At 57.6% G+C, this 16,563-nt stretch carries 12 protein-coding genes; 7 read left to right on the forward strand and 5 right to left on the reverse strand.

Annotation, left to right across the window (positions count from 1 at the left end):
- Window positions 1-174 precede the first annotated feature (174 nt).
- The 3 genes from DWZ82_RS00005 to DWZ82_RS00015 are packed head-to-tail and all read left to right on the forward strand — an operon-like array spanning window position 175 to window position 3,016.
- Window positions 175-942, forward strand: coding sequence for a dihydroorotate dehydrogenase electron transfer subunit (locus DWZ82_RS00005; protein ID WP_118360099.1), 768 nt, complete (start codon window positions 175-177; stop codon window positions 940-942).
- Window positions 942-1,853 carry a dihydroorotate dehydrogenase gene (locus DWZ82_RS00010; RefSeq protein WP_110435524.1) on the forward strand — a complete coding sequence of 304 codons (912 nt, stop codon included), beginning with the start codon at window positions 942-944 and terminating at the stop codon, window positions 1,851-1,853. The genes DWZ82_RS00005 and DWZ82_RS00010 overlap by 1 nt, the downstream gene beginning before the upstream one ends.
- Window positions 1,853-3,016 (forward strand): bifunctional histidine phosphatase family protein/GNAT family N-acetyltransferase, encoded by a 1,164-nt coding sequence (locus tag DWZ82_RS00015; RefSeq protein WP_118360098.1) that lies wholly within the window; start codon window positions 1,853-1,855, stop codon window positions 3,014-3,016. The genes DWZ82_RS00010 and DWZ82_RS00015 overlap by 1 nt, the downstream gene beginning before the upstream one ends.
- A gap of 40 nt (window positions 3,017-3,056) precedes the next feature.
- On the opposite strand, the gene glgB is transcribed toward DWZ82_RS00015, so the two are convergent.
- Window positions 3,057-4,811, reverse strand: coding sequence for a 1,4-alpha-glucan branching protein GlgB (gene glgB / locus DWZ82_RS00020; RefSeq protein ID WP_118477910.1), 1,755 nt, complete (start codon window positions 4,809-4,811; stop codon window positions 3,057-3,059).
- 942 nt (window positions 4,812-5,753) lie between these two features.
- Between glgB and DWZ82_RS00025 the strand changes: the two genes are divergently transcribed.
- Together DWZ82_RS00025 and DWZ82_RS00030 are read left to right on the forward strand one after the other, a co-directional pair.
- Complete coding sequence (locus DWZ82_RS00025; RefSeq protein WP_116704761.1) at window positions 5,754-6,308, forward strand: RNA polymerase sigma factor; 555 nt, start codon at window positions 5,754-5,756, stop codon at window positions 6,306-6,308.
- Window positions 6,301-7,068, forward strand: coding sequence for a hypothetical protein (locus tag DWZ82_RS00030; protein WP_117752082.1), 768 nt, complete (start codon window positions 6,301-6,303; stop codon window positions 7,066-7,068). Before DWZ82_RS00025 ends, DWZ82_RS00030 begins: the two co-directional genes overlap by 8 nt.
- A 77-nt stretch (window positions 7,069-7,145) precedes the next feature.
- Here the strand turns inward: DWZ82_RS00030 and DWZ82_RS00035 are convergent, their stop codons facing one another.
- Window positions 7,146-8,795 carry a DAK2 domain-containing protein gene (locus DWZ82_RS00035; RefSeq protein ID WP_117752083.1) on the reverse strand — a complete coding sequence of 550 codons (1,650 nt, stop codon included), beginning with the start codon at window positions 8,793-8,795 and terminating at the stop codon, window positions 7,146-7,148.
- Between the two features lie 310 nt (window positions 8,796-9,105).
- Window positions 9,106-9,456 carry an Asp23/Gls24 family envelope stress response protein gene (locus tag DWZ82_RS00040; RefSeq protein WP_118360094.1) on the reverse strand — a complete coding sequence of 117 codons (351 nt, stop codon included), beginning with the start codon at window positions 9,454-9,456 and terminating at the stop codon, window positions 9,106-9,108.
- A 297-nt stretch (window positions 9,457-9,753) separates the two neighbouring features.
- Here DWZ82_RS00040 and lexA point away from each other — a divergent pair, with 297 nt between their 5' ends.
- Both lexA and recG read left to right on the forward strand, forming a co-directional pair.
- On the forward strand, window positions 9,754-10,344 hold the full coding sequence (gene lexA / locus DWZ82_RS00045; protein WP_110435517.1) for a transcriptional repressor LexA: 591 nt from the start codon (window positions 9,754-9,756) through the stop codon (window positions 10,342-10,344).
- An 804-nt stretch (window positions 10,345-11,148) separates the two neighbouring features.
- On the forward strand, window positions 11,149-13,200 hold the full coding sequence (recG, locus tag DWZ82_RS00055; protein ID WP_118477915.1) for an ATP-dependent DNA helicase RecG: 2,052 nt from the start codon (window positions 11,149-11,151) through the stop codon (window positions 13,198-13,200).
- A 68-nt stretch (window positions 13,201-13,268) separates the two neighbouring features.
- Here the strand turns inward: recG and secA are convergent, their stop codons facing one another.
- Both secA and DWZ82_RS00065 read right to left on the reverse strand, forming a co-directional pair.
- Window positions 13,269-16,085 (reverse strand): preprotein translocase subunit SecA, encoded by a 2,817-nt coding sequence (secA, locus tag DWZ82_RS00060; protein WP_118477917.1) that lies wholly within the window; start codon window positions 16,083-16,085, stop codon window positions 13,269-13,271.
- A gap of 120 nt (window positions 16,086-16,205) precedes the next feature.
- On the reverse strand, window positions 16,206-16,541 hold the full coding sequence (locus DWZ82_RS00065) for a hypothetical protein (RefSeq protein ID WP_116704759.1): 336 nt from the start codon (window positions 16,539-16,541) through the stop codon (window positions 16,206-16,208).
- Between the last annotated feature and the right edge of the window lie 22 nt (window positions 16,542-16,563).

The raw sequence follows: 16,563 nt of genomic DNA on the forward strand, positions 1-16,563 counted from the left end.
ACGCCTACATCTAAGCAGCAACGAAAGTTGCTGCTTTTTCTTTTGCATAAAATGCAGGAGAATCTTTTCTTTTTCCCGATTTTCCTGTACAATAGAACTATCGAAAAATTTTTCGCCTGCTGTCGAAAAATCCACTGTTTCGTCGGCAGACCGATCAACGGAGGGAGAAATGTTATGTCGATTCAGGAAAACTGCCGTGTTGTAGAAAATACACGGCTGGGCGAGGGTCTGTATCTGATGGTGCTGGACGCACCGGAAATTGTTAAACTGACGCAGTGCGGTCAGTTCGTCCACATTGCATGCGGCGAGGGCCATCTGCTGCGCCGCCCGATCTCGATTTGCACCTGGCAGGGCAGCCATCTGCGCATTGTTTTTCAGGTGAAGGGCGATGGCACGAAGTGGCTGAGCGAACGCAAGGTTGGCGATGTGCTCGACGTGCTTGGACCGCTTGGACACGGCTTTGACGTACAGGCACTGGGCGACCGTCCGATCTTTATCGGCGGCGGCATTGGCGTACCGCCGATGCTTGGCTGTGTACGCACGGCAGTAGAAAAGGGGGCACAGCCTGCCGCAATCCTCGGTTTCCGCAACAAGGGTGCGGTGATCCTGGAGGGCGACTTCCGTGATGAATGCGAGACCTTTGTCACCACCGACGATGGCACCTACGCGCGTCACGGCTTTGTCACCGATGTGCTGAAGGAGCAGGTGGCAGGTGCGACCGGTGTGGCTGCCTGCGGTCCCAAGCCTATGCTGAAGGCGATTGCGGCGATTGCAAAGGAAGCCGGCGTGCCCTGTCAGGTTTCGATGGAGGAGCGTATGGGCTGCGGCATCGGTGCCTGTCTGGTGTGTGCGTGCGCACTCAAGTCGGAAAATGGCGAAACCCGTTACGGTCATGTCTGCAAGGACGGTCCGGTGTTCAATGCTGAGGAGGTCGAGTGGTAATGGCAGATTTAAGAGTGAACTTTTGCGGCGTTGAGCTGAAAAACCCGATCACGACCGCATCCGGCACCTTTGGCTTCGGCCATGAGTACGGCGAATTTTTTGACCTGTCTCAGCTTGGCGGCATCGGCGTTAAGGGTCTGACACCGACCGAGCGTCTCGGCAATCCGGCGCCGCGCATCGCGGAGACCCCGCAGGGTATTCTCAACTGTGTCGGTCTGCAGAACCCGGGCATTGACCGTTTCATCGAGGAGCAGATTCCGTTCCTGCGCCGGTACGACACCAAAATTATCGCCAACGTCTCCGGCAACACGGTCGAGGAGTACGAGGGCATGGTCGAGAAGATTTCGGACGCGGATGTTGACCTCATCGAGATGAACATCTCCTGCCCGAACGTAAAATGCGGCGGCATGGCATTCGGCACCCAGCCGAAGATGGTCGAGGAGGTCGTTTCGGCAGCCAAGGCCAAGGCGAAGAAGCCGCTGATCGTCAAGCTGTCCCCGAATGTCACCGATATTGCGGAGATTGCACGCGCGGCGGAGTCCGCAGGTGCGGACGCGCTTTCGCTCATCAATACACTGCTCGGTATGCGCATTGATATCGAAAAGCGCAAGCCGATCCTGTCCAACGTAATGGGCGGTCTGTCCGGTCCGGCGGTGTTCCCGGTTGCGGTTCGCATGGTATATCAGGTGCGTAAGGCGGTTTCCGTGCCGATTCTCGGCATGGGCGGCATCCGAACCGGACGTGATATTGTCGAAATGATGCTTGCGGGCGCAGACGCGGTTGCCATGGGTACGGTGATGTTCAACGACCCGACCGCTCCGGTCAAGGCGCTTGCCGAGCTGAACGAGTGGCTGGATGCACACGGCGTGAAGTCTGTCACTGAGCTGTCCGGTGCAGTTGAGGTAGGCTGATGAGAACCACGGTCTACATCATCCGTCACGCTGAGGCAGAGGGCAATGTATACCGCCGGTGTCATGGTCAGTACAACGCGCTGCTGACCACGCGGGCATACAAGCAGCTGCCGTATCTGGCAAAGCGGTTTGAGAATGTGCCGCTTGCGGCGGTTTACTCGTCCGACCTGTTCCGCGCACGCGTAACGGCACAGGCTGTGGCAGAGCCGCATCATCTTTCGGTGGAGACCCGACCGGTGCTGCGCGAGATTGATATGGGAGACTGGGAGGACATTCCGTGGGCCGAGCTGCCGCACACATGGCCTGAGCAGTATGCGCTGTGGTGTGCCCGTCCGTGGGAGGCAGCGCCGCCGCACGGCGAGACGGTCATGCAGGCCGGTCAGCGCATGCTGGACGGCGTGCGCGCGATTGTGCGTGAAAATGAGGGCAAAGAGGTTGCGGTAGTGACGCACGGCAGTGCGATTCGCGGCATGCTGACGATTGCACACGGCTTTGCACCCGAACAGATGGGCGAAATCGGCTGGGGTGACAACACCTGTGTTGCCAAGCTGGAATTTGACGAAAACGGCAATATCGACGTGGTTTACGAGAATGATGCCTCGCATTTGCCGCAGGAATACTCCACGTTTGCGTCCATTGGATGGACGAATACCAAGGGCATTCCGGCGTCTCCGCAGATCTGGTTCCGCCGCGCTGACCCAAAGAATCCACAGGATGTGGATAAAATCGTGGGATTCATGCGCGAACTGCACAAGAATGCCTACGGTACGGATGCAAACCTCGATCCGGATGCGCTCATCCGCGATGTAGAGCGGGCACAGAAGGTTTCGCCGCGGGCGTGTACCTTCGGCTGTCTGGAAGGCGGGGAAGAGGCCGCACTCGTTTACCTGAAAACCTGGTGGGAGGAGCAGCCGGAGATCGGTCTGGTCGGCGGCTTCTGCATTGCCGGTGACTACCGCGGCTGCGGTCTGAGTGGACAGATTCTCGGTCAGGCCATCAGCGTGTACCGTGCGCTCGGCAAGCGCGAGCTGTGTGCTCGTGTCGCCGAGAAAAACATGCGTGCACAGGGATTTTATCATAAATTCGGTTTCCTGCAGCGCGGCGAGTACCGCGATGAGAACGGACTGCATTATCAGATGATAAAGCCGATTTCGGTCGAATAAATAGGAAAAGCGCTCTGTTTTTGGCAGAGCGCTTTTGATTTTACAGCTTGAGCAGAACCGCACTGTATCGCGGCAGTGCAACCGTACACAGACTATCCTTGCGGGAGACGGCAAGTGTCTCTCCGGTGCCGCCGAACTCTGCAGCATTGCTGTCAAGCAGAATCGTAAACTTCGGCAGGGAAGCGGTGAATTCCTGTTCGCTGTCTGCGAAATTGCACAGGGCGAGCAGCGTTTCTCCATTTGCGCGGCGCTCCATGCCGAATACGCAGGGCGCATCCGCATGATTTTTCGCCCACCGGAAATTATCCGGCGCATAATCTGCGTGCAGCGCGGGATTCTCCACATAAGTTATGCACAGGCTGTGGAAAAATCGGTGGAACGGACGTTCTGCCAGTGCCCAGTCCAGTGTACCGGCTTCGCTCCATTCGTACAGCTGACCCAGCTCGTTGCCCATGAAATTCAGCTTTTTACCCGGATGTGTGAACATATACAGATACATCACACGCGCCTGCGCATACTTGTCGCATTCGTCCGCGCCCCACATTTTCTGCACGATTGCCGCCTTGCCGTGCACAACCTCGTCGTGCGAGAGCGGCAGCAGATAGTGTTCGTTGCCGAAATAATGCATCGACCAGAGCAGCTTGCCATGATCGCGCGGACGCAGATCCGGCTGGGTCTGACAGAACTCGAGCGTGTCGTGCATCCAGCCGAGATCCCATTTGTAGTCGAAGCCCAAGCCGCCCTCGTCCACCGGACGGGTGATACCGGGATAGGCAGTCGAGTCCTCAGCGATGAGCAGGGCCGAGGGATGGCGGGCTTTCAGACCGCGGTTCATATTTTTAAGGAAGTCGAGCGTGTCGCCGTTGATGCCGCGCGCGGGATCGCCCTGCCAGTAGATCAGGCGCGAGACCGCATCCATGCGCAGACCGTCAAAATGAAACTCGGTGAGCCAGTAATCGGCTGCAGACTGCAGAAAACAGCGTACTTCCCGTCTGGAATGAATAAAATTGTAGCTGCCCCATTCACTTTCACCGACCGCGCTGTGCGGGTATTCGTACAGGTGCGTGCCGTCGTATTTCGCCAGACCGTAGGAGTCCACGGCAAAGTGTACCGGTACAAAATCCATGATCGCACCGATACCGGCATGATGCAGCTTGTCAATCAGCAGTTTCAGCTGTGCCGGCGTGCCGTAGCGCGAGGTCGGGGCAAAAAATCCGGTGTTCTGGTAGCCCCAGGAGCCGTCAAAAGGGTGCTCGGACAGCGGTAGAAACTCCACATGCGTGTAGCCGTTTTCCTGCAGATAGGGAATCAGTCGGCGGGCGATTTCATCGTAGGTGTACCAGCCGTTTGCGTCATCCGGATTACGCATCCACGAGCCGAGGTGCATCTCGTAGATGCTCAGCGGTGCGTCCGGCGAAGCCGTGCGGTCAGCCATCCACGCCTCGTCTGTGAAGCGGTACTCGTCAAGGTCGGTGATAATCGAGCAGCAGGCAGGCCGCAGCTCCATGGCAAAGCCGTAGGGATCGCAGTGCTCGGTGACAGAGCCGTCCGGGCCGTAGATGCGGTATTTGTAAAACTGACCTGCGCGGGCGTCCTGCACAGAGACCGACCAGAAGCCGCTGCGGCCGTCCTGTACCAGATCGGTTTCGGTCCAGCCGTTGCACGCGCCGGTCAGCGTAATGCGGCTGGCATTGGGTGCAAATGTACGGAAAACGACAGCGTTTTGCTCTATGTGAGCGCCAAACCAGCGGTAGGCGTCGAAAATTTCTCCTGTGAAGAATTGGTGCTGATTCATGGAAGCACTTCCTTTCTTTTCCCCTAACGGGGGATGGTCGCTTGCGAAGCGAAAGAACTGCGGCGGTTTCGCCGGGGAAACCAAAAGGGTAGACACCTACGGTTTCTACCCTCTTGGGACTCCCGTTTCCCTTGGGGATAGCACGGCGAAAATTAGTGAACTGAGACTATAAGGACGCGACAGAGGATTTTCTCTACCGCAGGACGTGCTTTGCACGTCCATGTATTCGCATATTCGCAGTGTCAGATAGATTACTGCTACACATGCGGTTAAATCTACGCTGGGTGCGGCACAAGGTGAATTGCCCGAAGGGCAAGAGAAGGTCCCCTGGGGGATAACAGTGCCGCACAATTCGTTAGCGTGTTATGATAGACAGGGCCTACGAAGATAAATTGTAGCGAATACCTAAATTCGCAGGTGCCTTCCGTTACAACGTGCCAAAGGGTTGCGCGACACGGGTATGTCGCGCCTGCGGAGACGGAACCGCATGTGTAGCAGCAGAGTATCTGGCACTGCGTATAGGCAGGGGAATGGGAGCACACTGTGCTCCCCTACGGAAGAAAAAATCCTCTGCCGTTCCCCAATTTCGCAGCGGTCGCCGGTCTCCGGTTTGCGCCAGACCCTCCAAGGGAAAGCGGAAGATTCACAAGAAGGAGAAAACCGCAGGTTGTCTCCTTCTTGTGCCCTCGCCGGGCAGGCGACACCATCGCTGGAGTCAGCGGCACTGGCATATTCATACATCCAGTATAGAATACATCCACGTTAAACGCAACCGTCAAAACTGTACAAAGTGTCCGTTAAATAAAAATGAACCGTCCCGCCGCTTCGCGGCTCTTATACTCGGGTGCGTCAAAGGACGCGGGTTTCACCGAAAATAAAATGAACCGAATCCGGAGTGGCTGCTCTTATATACAGACGCACCCAGGGAAAGGATAGAAAGTTATGAACGATAAAGAGCTTGTCAGCCGCATGCAGCACGGCGATATGCAGGCGTTCGATGAGCTGTACGAGCGCTACAAGGACGATGCATACCGCCTTGCGTGCCTGATCACCGGCAGCAGGACGGACGGCGAGGATCTGGCGCAGGAGGCCTTTGTCACCTGTGCGCAGTCCATCAAATCCCTGCGGGACGGCAGCAAATTCCGGCCGTGGCTGCTCAGAACGCTGTCCCGCGCGGCATGGAAGTACTGCCGCAAAGCCAAGCGGGAAACGCCGGTATCCGAATTTTTCGATGCAGGTGAGAGCGAAAGCGCACTGTCCGCCGTGCTGCGGACGGATGAGCAGCGCCGCCTGTATGCCGCCCTCGACACACTGGACGAAAAACGCCGCGTGACCGTGGTGCTGTATTACTTCGATGATCGCTCGGTGCGTGAGATCGCGCAGGCGACCGGCGTGACCGAGGGAACGGTGAAATCCCGCCTTTTTTCCGCTCGCCGCCATCTGCGGCAGGCGCTGACCGAAGAACGGAAGCCGAAGGAGGCTGCAAATCATGGATGAAATCAAAATGGAACGTGAAATCAAGGAAATGCTGCATCAGTGTGCAGATGAGCTGCATGCACCGGATTCGATGCAGGCGCGCGTCAAATTCGCACTGAACAATGCACCGGCACGCAAGCGTCATCTGTGGAGCAAACGCTTTGTGGCGGTTGCCGCTGTCGCTGCGATTGCGGTGACCGGCGCATTTGCGGCAGGTGGAATGGGCGGCATTTTCAGTAAGGGCTGGTCTGACCAGCGGCTGGATCTGTCGAGCACGCAGGCGCATCTGGCGGATGCCGGTGTAGCGCTCACGCTGCCGGACAAGATTGGCGAGTATACGTTCAGCTACGGCTCTGATGTGGATACCACCGCACGGAATGGTGTGGGTGAAACGGAGAAAATCGCCGAGGTGGATGCGACCTACACGAAGGATGGCGCGGAGCTGAATCTGTCCGCGCACAAGAGCTACACCGTGTTCAGCGAGGACGAGATGGAGAATCCGGTTCCGGCAACGACTGCCGAGGTAAACGGCGTTACGCTGACCTATCGCGATGCGCACTACCGCTTCGTACCGGACGACTACGAGAAGTCTGACGAGGAAAAGCAGCAGGAGAAGAACGGCGAACTCGTTATCAGCTATTATGGCTCGGACGAGGTGGAGGATAAGATGTTCCAGTCCGTACTCTGGGAGCAGGACGGCGCAACGTACCTCATCAGCGGCTTTGATACCGGTCTGGACGCACAGACCATGTTCGATATGGCAGCTGAGCTTGTAAAGTAAATCGCAGCAGACGAAATTTCACGAAAAAAGCATCGGAAACGCAGTTTCCGATGCTTTTTTATGCTTAGAGAGATGGTTTACTCCACCGAAATGATGTAGTAGTAAACCGGCTGACCGCCGTTGATGACGTTGATCTCCATCTCCTTATTTTCCTTGTGCAGCAGGTTTTCAACCTCAGCGGCCTGCTCCTCGGTAACGCCTTCGCCGAAGATAACGGTTGCAAACGCGCTGTCGTCGGAGACCATCTCACGAGCCAGCTTTTTGAGGACCGAGGTTTCCTTGCCGTTGGCGCACAGCTTGCCCTCGCACAGAGAGAGATACTCGCCCTGCTTGATCTTCTTGCCGTCAAACTCGCTGTCGCGGGCCGCATACGTCACCTGACCGCTGCGGACGTGCTTTGTCGCGTCCAGCATGGCAAGCGCCAGCTCGCTGTCCTGCTCAGCTTCCGGATCGACTGCCAGCATAGCCGAAATGCCCTGCGGGATGGTCTTGGTCGGCACGACGATCACCTTTTTCTCCTCGGAGAGATGAACCGCCTGCTCGGCAGCCATGATGATGTTCTTGTTGTTCGGCAGCACGAAAACGATCTCTGCCGGAACGGCATCGACAGCGTGCAGAATGTCGTCGGTGGACGGGTTCATGGTCTGTCCGCCCTGTACGACAACGTCCGCACCGAGGTCGGTAAACAGGGTTTTGAGACCCTCACCGGCAGCAACGGCTACAAAGCCAAACTTCTTCTCTGCCGGAACGATCACGCGCTCCTTGGGCGCGTCTGCCGTGCCCTCGATTACCTTGGCGGTGTGCTGCTCGCGCATGTTTTCGATCTTAACGGTCAGCAGCGGACCGAATTTCAGACCCTCCTCGAGCGCCTTGTTCGGCTGGTCGGTGTGAACGTGTACCTTGACGATATCATCATCCTCGACAACAACCAGCGAATCGCCGATTTCGTTCAGGATAGAGCGCAGACGGGCAACATTGCGTGCCTTGTCCTTGCGGGATGCGATGAACTCGGTGCAGTAGGTGAAGGTGATGTCCTCGTCGTTGATCGCAGCGAAGTCTGCGGTGGACTTGGTCGGCTCTGCCGCAACAGCACGTTCCTTGTGGATGCCGCGCAGCGCGTCCAGCATGCCCTCGAAGATGGTGATAAAGCCGAAGCCGCCGGCGTCAACCACGCCTGCCTTTTCGAGCACCGGATTTTGGTGAACGGTTTCCTCAAGTGCGGTGTGGCCCTGCTCGAGGATCGCTGCCAGAACCTGCTCTGCGGTGAGCGTCGGCTCGGCCTGACACAGCTCGACCGCGTGCTGTGCTGCAACGCGCGATACGGTCAGGATGGTGCCCTCAGCGGGCTTCATAACCGCCTTGTAGGCGGTGTCTACGCCTTCGCGCAGCGCAAGCGCGAGGGTGCGGCCGTCAGCCTCCTCGGTCTCGCGCAGCTTTTTCGCCATGCCGCGGAACAGCAGCGACAGGATAACACCCGAGTTGCCGCGTGCGCCGCGCAGCAGCGCGGAAGCGGTCGCATCCGCCGCTTTGGCGAGGGTCGGCTCAGCGAGCTTTTCCATCTCAGCCATCGCGGAACCCATCGTCATGGACATATTCGTTCCGGTATCGCCGTCCGGCACCGGGAATACGTTCAGTTCGTTTGCCTGTTCCTTCTTTTCGGCAATGGCGAGTGCGCCCTCGATCACCATGGACCGGTACAGCGCACCGTTGATTTTCTGATCTGCCATTTAATTTAATCTCTCCCTAAAAAAAGTAACCGCGCAGTTGCGCGTAATAAGATTTCGGTTTGCTTGCAAACCGTAACCGCATGGCAGGATTTCCTTCGGGCAATCCGAGCCATTGGCTCCGTCCGCAGACGTCCGCGGTTACGCCGCGGCATGCAATCAGCGGCGTATTTCGCCGCAACAAAACCCGCGACATGTGCGTGGGTTTTGTTACCCCGACTCAGCCGTCCTGGACGGCGACGTTCGGGTATCGGAAGTCAGTTTCTCCGGAACTGACTTCCGTATATAGGGGACTTGCGAAGTCCCCTATAGGTCAGTCCGCCTTAATACTCTCTACATAGATATCGACGTTCTTCACGTCCACACCGGTCAGGCGCTCAACGTTGTAGCGTACCTCGCCGATGATAGAGCGGCAGACGGTGGCAATATTCACACCGTGCTCGACTGCAATGTGCAGGTCGATGTTGACACCGCCGTCCACAGCCTCGGTGACCTTTACGCCGCGCGACTGGTTTTCCAGTCCGAGCAGGTGCGCCAGTCCGTCCGACATGGAGCGGATAGTCATGCCTTTGACACCGAAGCAGGAGGATGCTGCGTAACCGGCAATGCCAGCCAGCACCTCGTTGGTAATGTCGATATATCCGAGATCGGTCTTGATGGTCATATAAAAACCTCCCTGCGAGTTAGGGGTGCAGAATGCGGGTCCCCTTGCAATAATCAATACTTTTGCTGTTTATATGATATAACAAAATCATGTAAAATACAAGCAATGCGGTGATGAAACTGCGTTATTTTTCAACACAGCGGCAGAAAATGGATAAATTGAAGGATAGTGTCGAATAACGCGGAAAATTCGTGCAGGTTAATGCAAACAAATGTTTGCTTATTGCGGCGGATTGCGGTATAATAAGGATAAAATTACGAACGTATGTTCCGACGGAAACAGCGAGGAGTGCCGAAAATGAAGAAGATTTCCGCCAAACAACAGCAGATACTGGATTATATAAGCAGTTATTCCCTCGAACACGGCTATCCGCCTTCGGTGCGCGAGATTGGTGCAGAGATGGGACTGCGGTCGCCGTCCACCGTGCATGCGCACCTGAAAAAGCTGCAGGAGGCCGGTTATCTGGAGCCGAATGAGCATAAATCGCGTGCGCTGACGCCGGTCAGCGGCCCTTCCATGGTGCCGCGCGTGCCGATTCTGGGCCGTGTCACCGCCGGTATGCCGATCCTCGCGGTGGAGGAGCATATCGGCTATGTGCCGTTCGAACCGGCAGCGGGAGGCGGCGAGTATTACGCGCTGCGCATTCGCGGCGATTCGATGATCGGCGTGGGCATTATGGATGATGATCTGGTCATTATCCGGCAGGATATACAGGCGCGCAACGGCGACATCGTGATCGCGCTGCTCGAGGATGAGGCTACCTGCAAGACGCTCAACATCACGCCGGACGGCGTATGGCTCATGCCGGAGAATCCGGCGTATCCGCCGATCAACGGCACCGGGTGCCAGATTTTAGGCGTGGTGAAGGCGGTTTACCGCGAGTATTAAGAGCAGCCTTTTTCAGTACCGGCTGAGCGGGGGACGTGCGCTGACGCCGCGCGGGCGCACAAGAGGGTAGACACCTGCGGTTTCCACCCTCTGATTTTCACCCGTTTCCCTTTGTTTGTTAGTTTGGCGCAGACCAGAGAGCGGCGACCGCTTCGAAAAGGGGAACGGCAGTCGAGTTACCACAGCGTGTCTTTCGCAACCTGTTCGCAGTTCACAGATAGCGTACTGCTACGCAGACGGTTCAGTCTCCGCAAGCGCGACATACTCGTGTCGCGCAACCCTTTGGCATGTTATAACGCATGGCACCTATGAATTTATGCGTTTGGTACCTTTTATCTTGCGTAGGCCCTGTCTATTGTAACGCGCTAACGAATTGTGCGGCACTGTTATGCCGCACCCAGCGTAGAGTTGCCCGTATGTGTAGCAGTAAGGTATCTGACCCTGCGAATACGCGGATACATGGACGGCTATCAGTCGTCCTGCGGAAGAAAAAATCCTCTGCCGTTCCTTTATAGTCTCAGTTCTGCAAATTTCGCCGTGCTAAGAGGAAACGGGGAGATTCATAAGAGGGGTGGAAACCTTTGGTGTCCATCCCTCTTATGCGCCCGCCGCGTAGGCGAATCCCCGCTGAACTTCAGCGAAAAACGCTCCGCCCGTTAGGGCGAACCGTCTGCGCGGTTCGTGCGCCCCGGTCAATTGGTGCAGAAAAAAGGGCGCCGCCCAGAATGGGCGAACCGCCTGCGCGGTTCGTGCGCCCCGTAAAGCGGGTGCCTTGCAAATCAAAATTCCCAAAGGAGAATCCTCATGCCATCGGTTGATGACAGCATCCAGTTCGTCAAGGGCATCGGCCCGAAAAAGGCGAAGCTGCTCGAAAAACTGCATATCCGCACGCTTCGTGACGCGCTCGAGACCTACCCGCGCGACTACGAGGATCGCACTCACATCACGCCGATTGCGGAAATCGACATGGAGGACAAGTACGCCGTGCGCGCTGTGGTCGGCACCGAACCCAGGGTCAACCGTATCCGCAAGGGCCTGACGCTGGTCAAGTGCACGATTTACGACGAAACCGGCACGCTGAACGTCACCTATTTCAACAATCCATATGCTGCGGCGCAGCTCCGCGTGGGACAGGAGTATGTGTTCTACGGCAAGGTGCAAGGATTCGGGCGCGGCCGCACGATGGTCTCCCCGCAGTCGGAGAAGGTCGCACCGGACGCTGACCACCCGGGACGCATCGTGCCGGTCTATCCGCTGACGGCGGGACTGACCCAGCGCGATCTCGAGCGTGTAACCGCTGCCGCGCTCGACACGCTGACCGGTGAATGGCCCGATCCGCTGCCCGAACTTTTGCGGGCGAAATACCGCCTGCCGGACGCAGTAGACGCACTTTCTGCAATTCACCGGCCGAAAACCAAGGACGATGTGGCGCAGGCACGCCGACGTATGGTATTCGAGGAGCTGTTTTTGCTCTGCTGCGGTCTGCAGCAGCTGAAGGAGCGCCGAAAAGCGGATTCCGGCATTGTTTTTACCTCGAATGGATTGGATTCGTTCTTTGAAGCCCTGCCGTTTACGCCGACCGGTGCACAGCGGCGTGCGATTATGGAGATCGCGGCAGACTGCGCCTCCGGACGGCCGATGAACCGGCTGGTGCAGGGTGATGTCGGCTCGGGCAAGACAGTGGTAGCGGCCGGATTGTGTGCGCTGGCCGCGCAGAACGGCTGGCAGGCGGCTTTCATGGCGCCGACCGAAATCCTCGCCGCGCAGCACGCGGAGACGCTTGCCCCTATGCTGGACAAGCTGGGCATCTCGTGCACGCTGCTCACCGGCTCGATGACTGCCGCGCAGAAGCGGGCGGCGCTCGCCGCCATCGAGACCGGTGCGGCGCAGGTGGTCGTGGGCACGCACGCGCTCATTCAGCAGGGTGTGCAGTTTCATCGGTTGGGTGCCGTTATCGCGGATGAGCAGCACCGGTTCGGTGTGGCGCAGCGTGCCGCGCTGTCCGCGAAAGGCGGCTCGCCGCATGTGCTCGTCATGTCGGCTACGCCGATTCCGCGCACGCTCGCACTCATCATGTACGGCGATCTGGATGTATCCGTGCTGGACGAGATCCCGCCCGGAAGAAGTCCGGTCGAGACCTACGCCGTGGGCGAAAACATGCGCAAGCGTATTACTGCCTTCATTGATAAGCAGGTCGGTCTCGGCGGACAGGCTTACGTTGTGTGTCCGCTCATCGAGGACAGCGAAAATGCGGAAACAAAGCTGAAAAGCGCGGAGCAGCATGCAAAAGACCTGCAGAAGCTGCTTCCGCACCGGCACGTGGCTGTACTGCACGGACGCATGAAAAACGCGGAAAAAGATCAGATCATGCGCGATTTTGCAGCGCAGAAATACGATATTCTGGTCGCAACAACGGTTATCGAGGTCGGTGTGGACGTGCCGAACGCCAATCTGATGGTGGTCGAGGACGCAGACCGGTTCGGTCTGTCGCAGCTGCACCAGCTGCGCGGACGTGTCGGCCGCGGCACACGGCAGTCGTACTGCGTGTTCTTCGGCGCGGACAAGGGACAGGTCGCGCGGGAGCGCCTGCGCATCCTGTGCAGGACCGGCGACGGCTTCGAGGTCGCACGCGCAGACCTCGCGCAGCGCGGTCCGGGTGACTTTTTCGGTCAGCGGCAGCACGGTCTGCCCGCACTGCACGTTGCGGATTTAGCGGCTGACCTTGCGCTCATGCAGAACGCCCGCGAGGAAGCGGAAGCGCTGCTGGTCGCCGACCCAACACTCGCCGGATATCCCATCCTGCTTGACCGTGTGCAGCGTATGTTCGCCGAACAAAATGATGAAGCGTTCAATTAAATAAAAACAGGAGAGAACCTCGGTTCTCTCCTGTTTCAGTCTGTCAATAAAGTCCGGTTTCGCGACAGTTATTTATACGGGTCGTCCGGCTTGAGGTAGCAGCATTTCTTATACTTCTTGCCGCTGCCGCACGGGCACGGATCATTCGGGCCGGGCTTTTTGCCGGCACGCTTGGGCTCTGCCTTGACAGAACCGTCGGTTGCGCCTGCTGCGCCGGTCTCCTTGGCTACCTGCTCACGCTTGGGTTCCTCACGGGTGCGAACCTGTGCAAGGAAAATCATGCGGACGGTATCCTCACGGATGGAATCGATCATCGCGTCGAACATATCAAAGCCCTCGCGCTTATACTCGACCACCGGATCGTACTGACCGTATGCACGCAGGCCGATGCCGTTGCGCAGCTCGGTCATAGCGTCGATGTGGTCCATCCACTTGCTGTCTACGTTCTTGAGCAGTACAACGCGCTCCAGCTCACGCATGATGGGCGAGCCAAGGGCCTGCTCCTTAGCGTCATAAACCTTGTGCGCCTGATCTGCCAGAATGTTGGTCAGCTGGTCAGCGGTCAGATCGTCGCACTCCTCGGGCGTGAAGGTGCAGTCCTCCGGACGCAGGAATACGCCGATGAACGGACGGCGCGCCTGTTCAACCATCTCGGTCGAAATCAGGTTATGCTCGCCAATGGCGGCATGAACCGCATGGGCGATGGTCTCGTCAATCATCTTGACGATGTTGTCCTTAACGTCCTTGCCCTCGAGCACCTGCAGACGCTGTGCGTAGATGGTCTGACGCTGGGTGTTCAGCACATCGTCATACTCAAGGACGTGCTTACGAACGCCGAAGTTGCGGGATTCGATCTTCTTCTGGGCATTTTCAATCGCGCCGGACAGAATCTTCTGGTCGATCGGCTCGTCATCGGCAATGCCGAGGGTGTCCATCATGTTCTGGATACGCTCGGAGCCGAACAGACGCATGAGGTCATCCTCCAGTGAAATGTAGAAGCTGGATTCGCCGGGGTCGCCCTGACGGCCGGCACGGCCGCGCAGCTGGTTGTCGATTCGGCGGGATTCATGACGCTCGGTGCCGAGGATATACAGACCGCCTGCCGCACGAACCTTTTCGGCTGCCGCGTCGGTCTCGGTCTTGAACTTGCTGTACAGTTCCTCAAACTTGGCACGGATAGCCAGAACCTCCTGATCGTCGGTGTCGGCATGGCCGTTTGCCTCGTAGATCATGTGGTCGATGTAGTCGTGCGCAACGCGCTCGTCCATCTCGCCCTTCTGCACACGGTCCTCGACCTCGTGACGGAGATACTTCTTAATTTCATCCAGCGCCATGGTCTCAGCGTTGCCGCCGAGCATGATATCGGTACCACGGCCTGCCATGTTGGTTGCAATGGTAACTGCGCCCGGCTTGCCGGCCTGTGCAACGATCTCTGCCTCGCGCTCGTGATACTTTGCGTTCAGGACGGTGTGCTTGATGCCCTTGGCCTTCAGGATCTTGCTCAGTTCCTCAGACTTTTCGATGGAAACCGTGCCGACCAGAATCGGCTGACCCTTTGCGTGGCACTGCTCAATGCGGGCAATGGTCGCCATGATCTTACCGCGCTCGTTCTTGTAAACCGCATCCGGATTGTCCTTACGGGCGATCGGCTTGTTGGTCGGGATTTCGATAACGTCCAGCTGATAGGTGTGGCGGAACTCCTCCTCCTCGGTCAGCGCGGTACCGGTCATGCCGGACAGCTTACCGTACAGACGGAAGTAGTTCTGGAAGGTGATGGTTGCCAGCGTCTTGCTCTCGTGCTCGACCTTTACGCCTTCCTTGGCCTCGATCGCCTGATGCAGACCCTCGTTGTAGCGGCGGCCGAACATCAGACGGCCGGTAAACTCATCAACAATAATGACCTGACCGTCACGGACAACGTAGTCTACATCGCGCTGCATAACGCCGCGTGCCTTGATGGCCTGGTTAATGTGGTGCTGCAGCGTGGTATTCGCAGGGTCGGACAGGTTTTCCACCTTAAAGTAAGCCTCGGCGCGCTTCTGACCGTGCGGGGTCAGCGTCGCGGTCTTGGCCTTTTCATCGACGATGTAATCGGCATCGATGTCGTCCTGCTCCTCCTTGGCATCCACTTCCTTGACGCGCAGGCAGGAAAGCTGAGCGGCAAAGCGGTCCGCGATCTCGTACAGCTGAGAGGACTTCTCGCCCTGACCGGAAATGATCAGCGGCGTACGCGCCTCATCAATCAGGATGGAGTCAACCTCATCGACGATGGCGAACGCATGGTCACGCTGAACCATTGCATTTTTGTAGATCGCCATGTTGTCGCGCAGGTAGTCGAAACCGAACTCGTTGTTCGTGCCGTAGGTAATGTCAGCGGCGTACATCGCCTTGCGGGCCTGCGGCGGGACCTCGTGAATGACAAGGCCAACCTTGAGGCCGAGGAAGCGGTATACCTTGCCCATCCACTCACTGTCTCGCTTGGCGAGGTAGTCGTTGACGGTGACAATGTGTACGCCCTTGCCGGTCAGTGCGTTCAGATAAGCGGGAAGGGTAGCCACAAGGGTCTTGCCTTCACCGGTCTTCATCTCTGCGATACGGCCCTGATGCAGGACGATACCGCCGATGACCTGTACACGGTAATGACGCATACCGAGTACGCGCCATGCGGCTTCACGGCAGGTGGCAAATGCCTCCGGCAAAAGCTGGTCGAGCGTTTCGCCGTTCTGGTAGCGCTGCTTGAATTCGTCTGTCTTGGCGCGCAGCTCGTCGTCGGTCAGCTTTTTGAACTGCTCTTCGAGTGCGTCCACTTTATCCGCAATGGGGTAGATCTTTTTCAGCTCGTGCGACGAGTGCGTGCCGAAAATTTTGGTCAAAAAATTAGCCATTACTTTTCTTCAGCCTTTCAAAAGGGCGCAATAGCCCCATTTGTTACATATACGATAGTATTATAGCATAAAGTGGACAGGATATAAATAAATTTTTTGTGAATAAGCAAATTGCTGATATTATAGAGCTGTTAAAGCGGCGGCTGTGGCGGCAAACACGGCGGCGGACGGGTCGTTTTCCCGTTCGGACAGGGGATGCCACAGGCGGTCTACACGCGCCATGCCACCGGAAAGCCGGGTGTAGACTACCACCTGCTCCATGCCGAGCCGCACACCGGTCAGCCGCAGGTGCATCATGCAGCGGTTTTCGCTCAGATAGATGGGCTGGGTGCGGTGCAGTGCAACGTAGCCGCGCACGTTGGCCCAGCGGTAGATTTCGCTTTCGGCGAGGTCGTGGATGCTGCCGTGCTCACCGAGATGGACGGCGGTGCTGCTCAGCACCAGACTGCGGTCCACCGAGGTGACTTCATCGTGACCG

The organism is Butyricicoccus sp. AF35-5AC, assembly GCF_003477715.1.
Taxonomy (GTDB): Bacteria; Bacillota; Clostridia; order Oscillospirales; family Butyricicoccaceae; genus Agathobaculum; species Agathobaculum butyriciproducens.

Bases quoted from the DNA above. Each gene is read 5' to 3' on its own strand.
- DWZ82_RS00005 (WP_118360099.1), top strand. From the start codon at position 175: ATGTCGATTCAGGAAAACTGCCGTGTTGTAGAAAATACACGGCTGGGC.
- DWZ82_RS00010 (WP_110435524.1), top strand. From the start codon at position 942: ATGGCAGATTTAAGAGTGAACTTTTGCGGCGTTGAGCTGAAAAACCCG.
- DWZ82_RS00015 (WP_118360098.1), top strand. From the start codon at position 1,853: ATGAGAACCACGGTCTACATCATCCGTCACGCTGAGGCAGAGGGCAAT.
- glgB (WP_118477910.1), bottom strand. From the start codon at position 4,811: ATGAATCAGCACCAATTCTTCACAGGAGAAATTTTCGACGCCTACCGC.
- DWZ82_RS00025 (WP_116704761.1), top strand. From the start codon at position 5,754: ATGAACGATAAAGAGCTTGTCAGCCGCATGCAGCACGGCGATATGCAG.
- DWZ82_RS00030 (WP_117752082.1), top strand. From the start codon at position 6,301: ATGGATGAAATCAAAATGGAACGTGAAATCAAGGAAATGCTGCATCAG.
- DWZ82_RS00035 (WP_117752083.1), bottom strand. From the start codon at position 8,795: ATGGCAGATCAGAAAATCAACGGTGCGCTGTACCGGTCCATGGTGATC.
- DWZ82_RS00040 (WP_118360094.1), bottom strand. From the start codon at position 9,456: ATGACCATCAAGACCGATCTCGGATATATCGACATTACCAACGAGGTG.
- lexA (WP_110435517.1), top strand. From the start codon at position 9,754: ATGAAGAAGATTTCCGCCAAACAACAGCAGATACTGGATTATATAAGC.
- recG (WP_118477915.1), top strand. From the start codon at position 11,149: ATGCCATCGGTTGATGACAGCATCCAGTTCGTCAAGGGCATCGGCCCG.
- secA (WP_118477917.1), bottom strand. From the start codon at position 16,085: ATGGCTAATTTTTTGACCAAAATTTTCGGCACGCACTCGTCGCACGAG.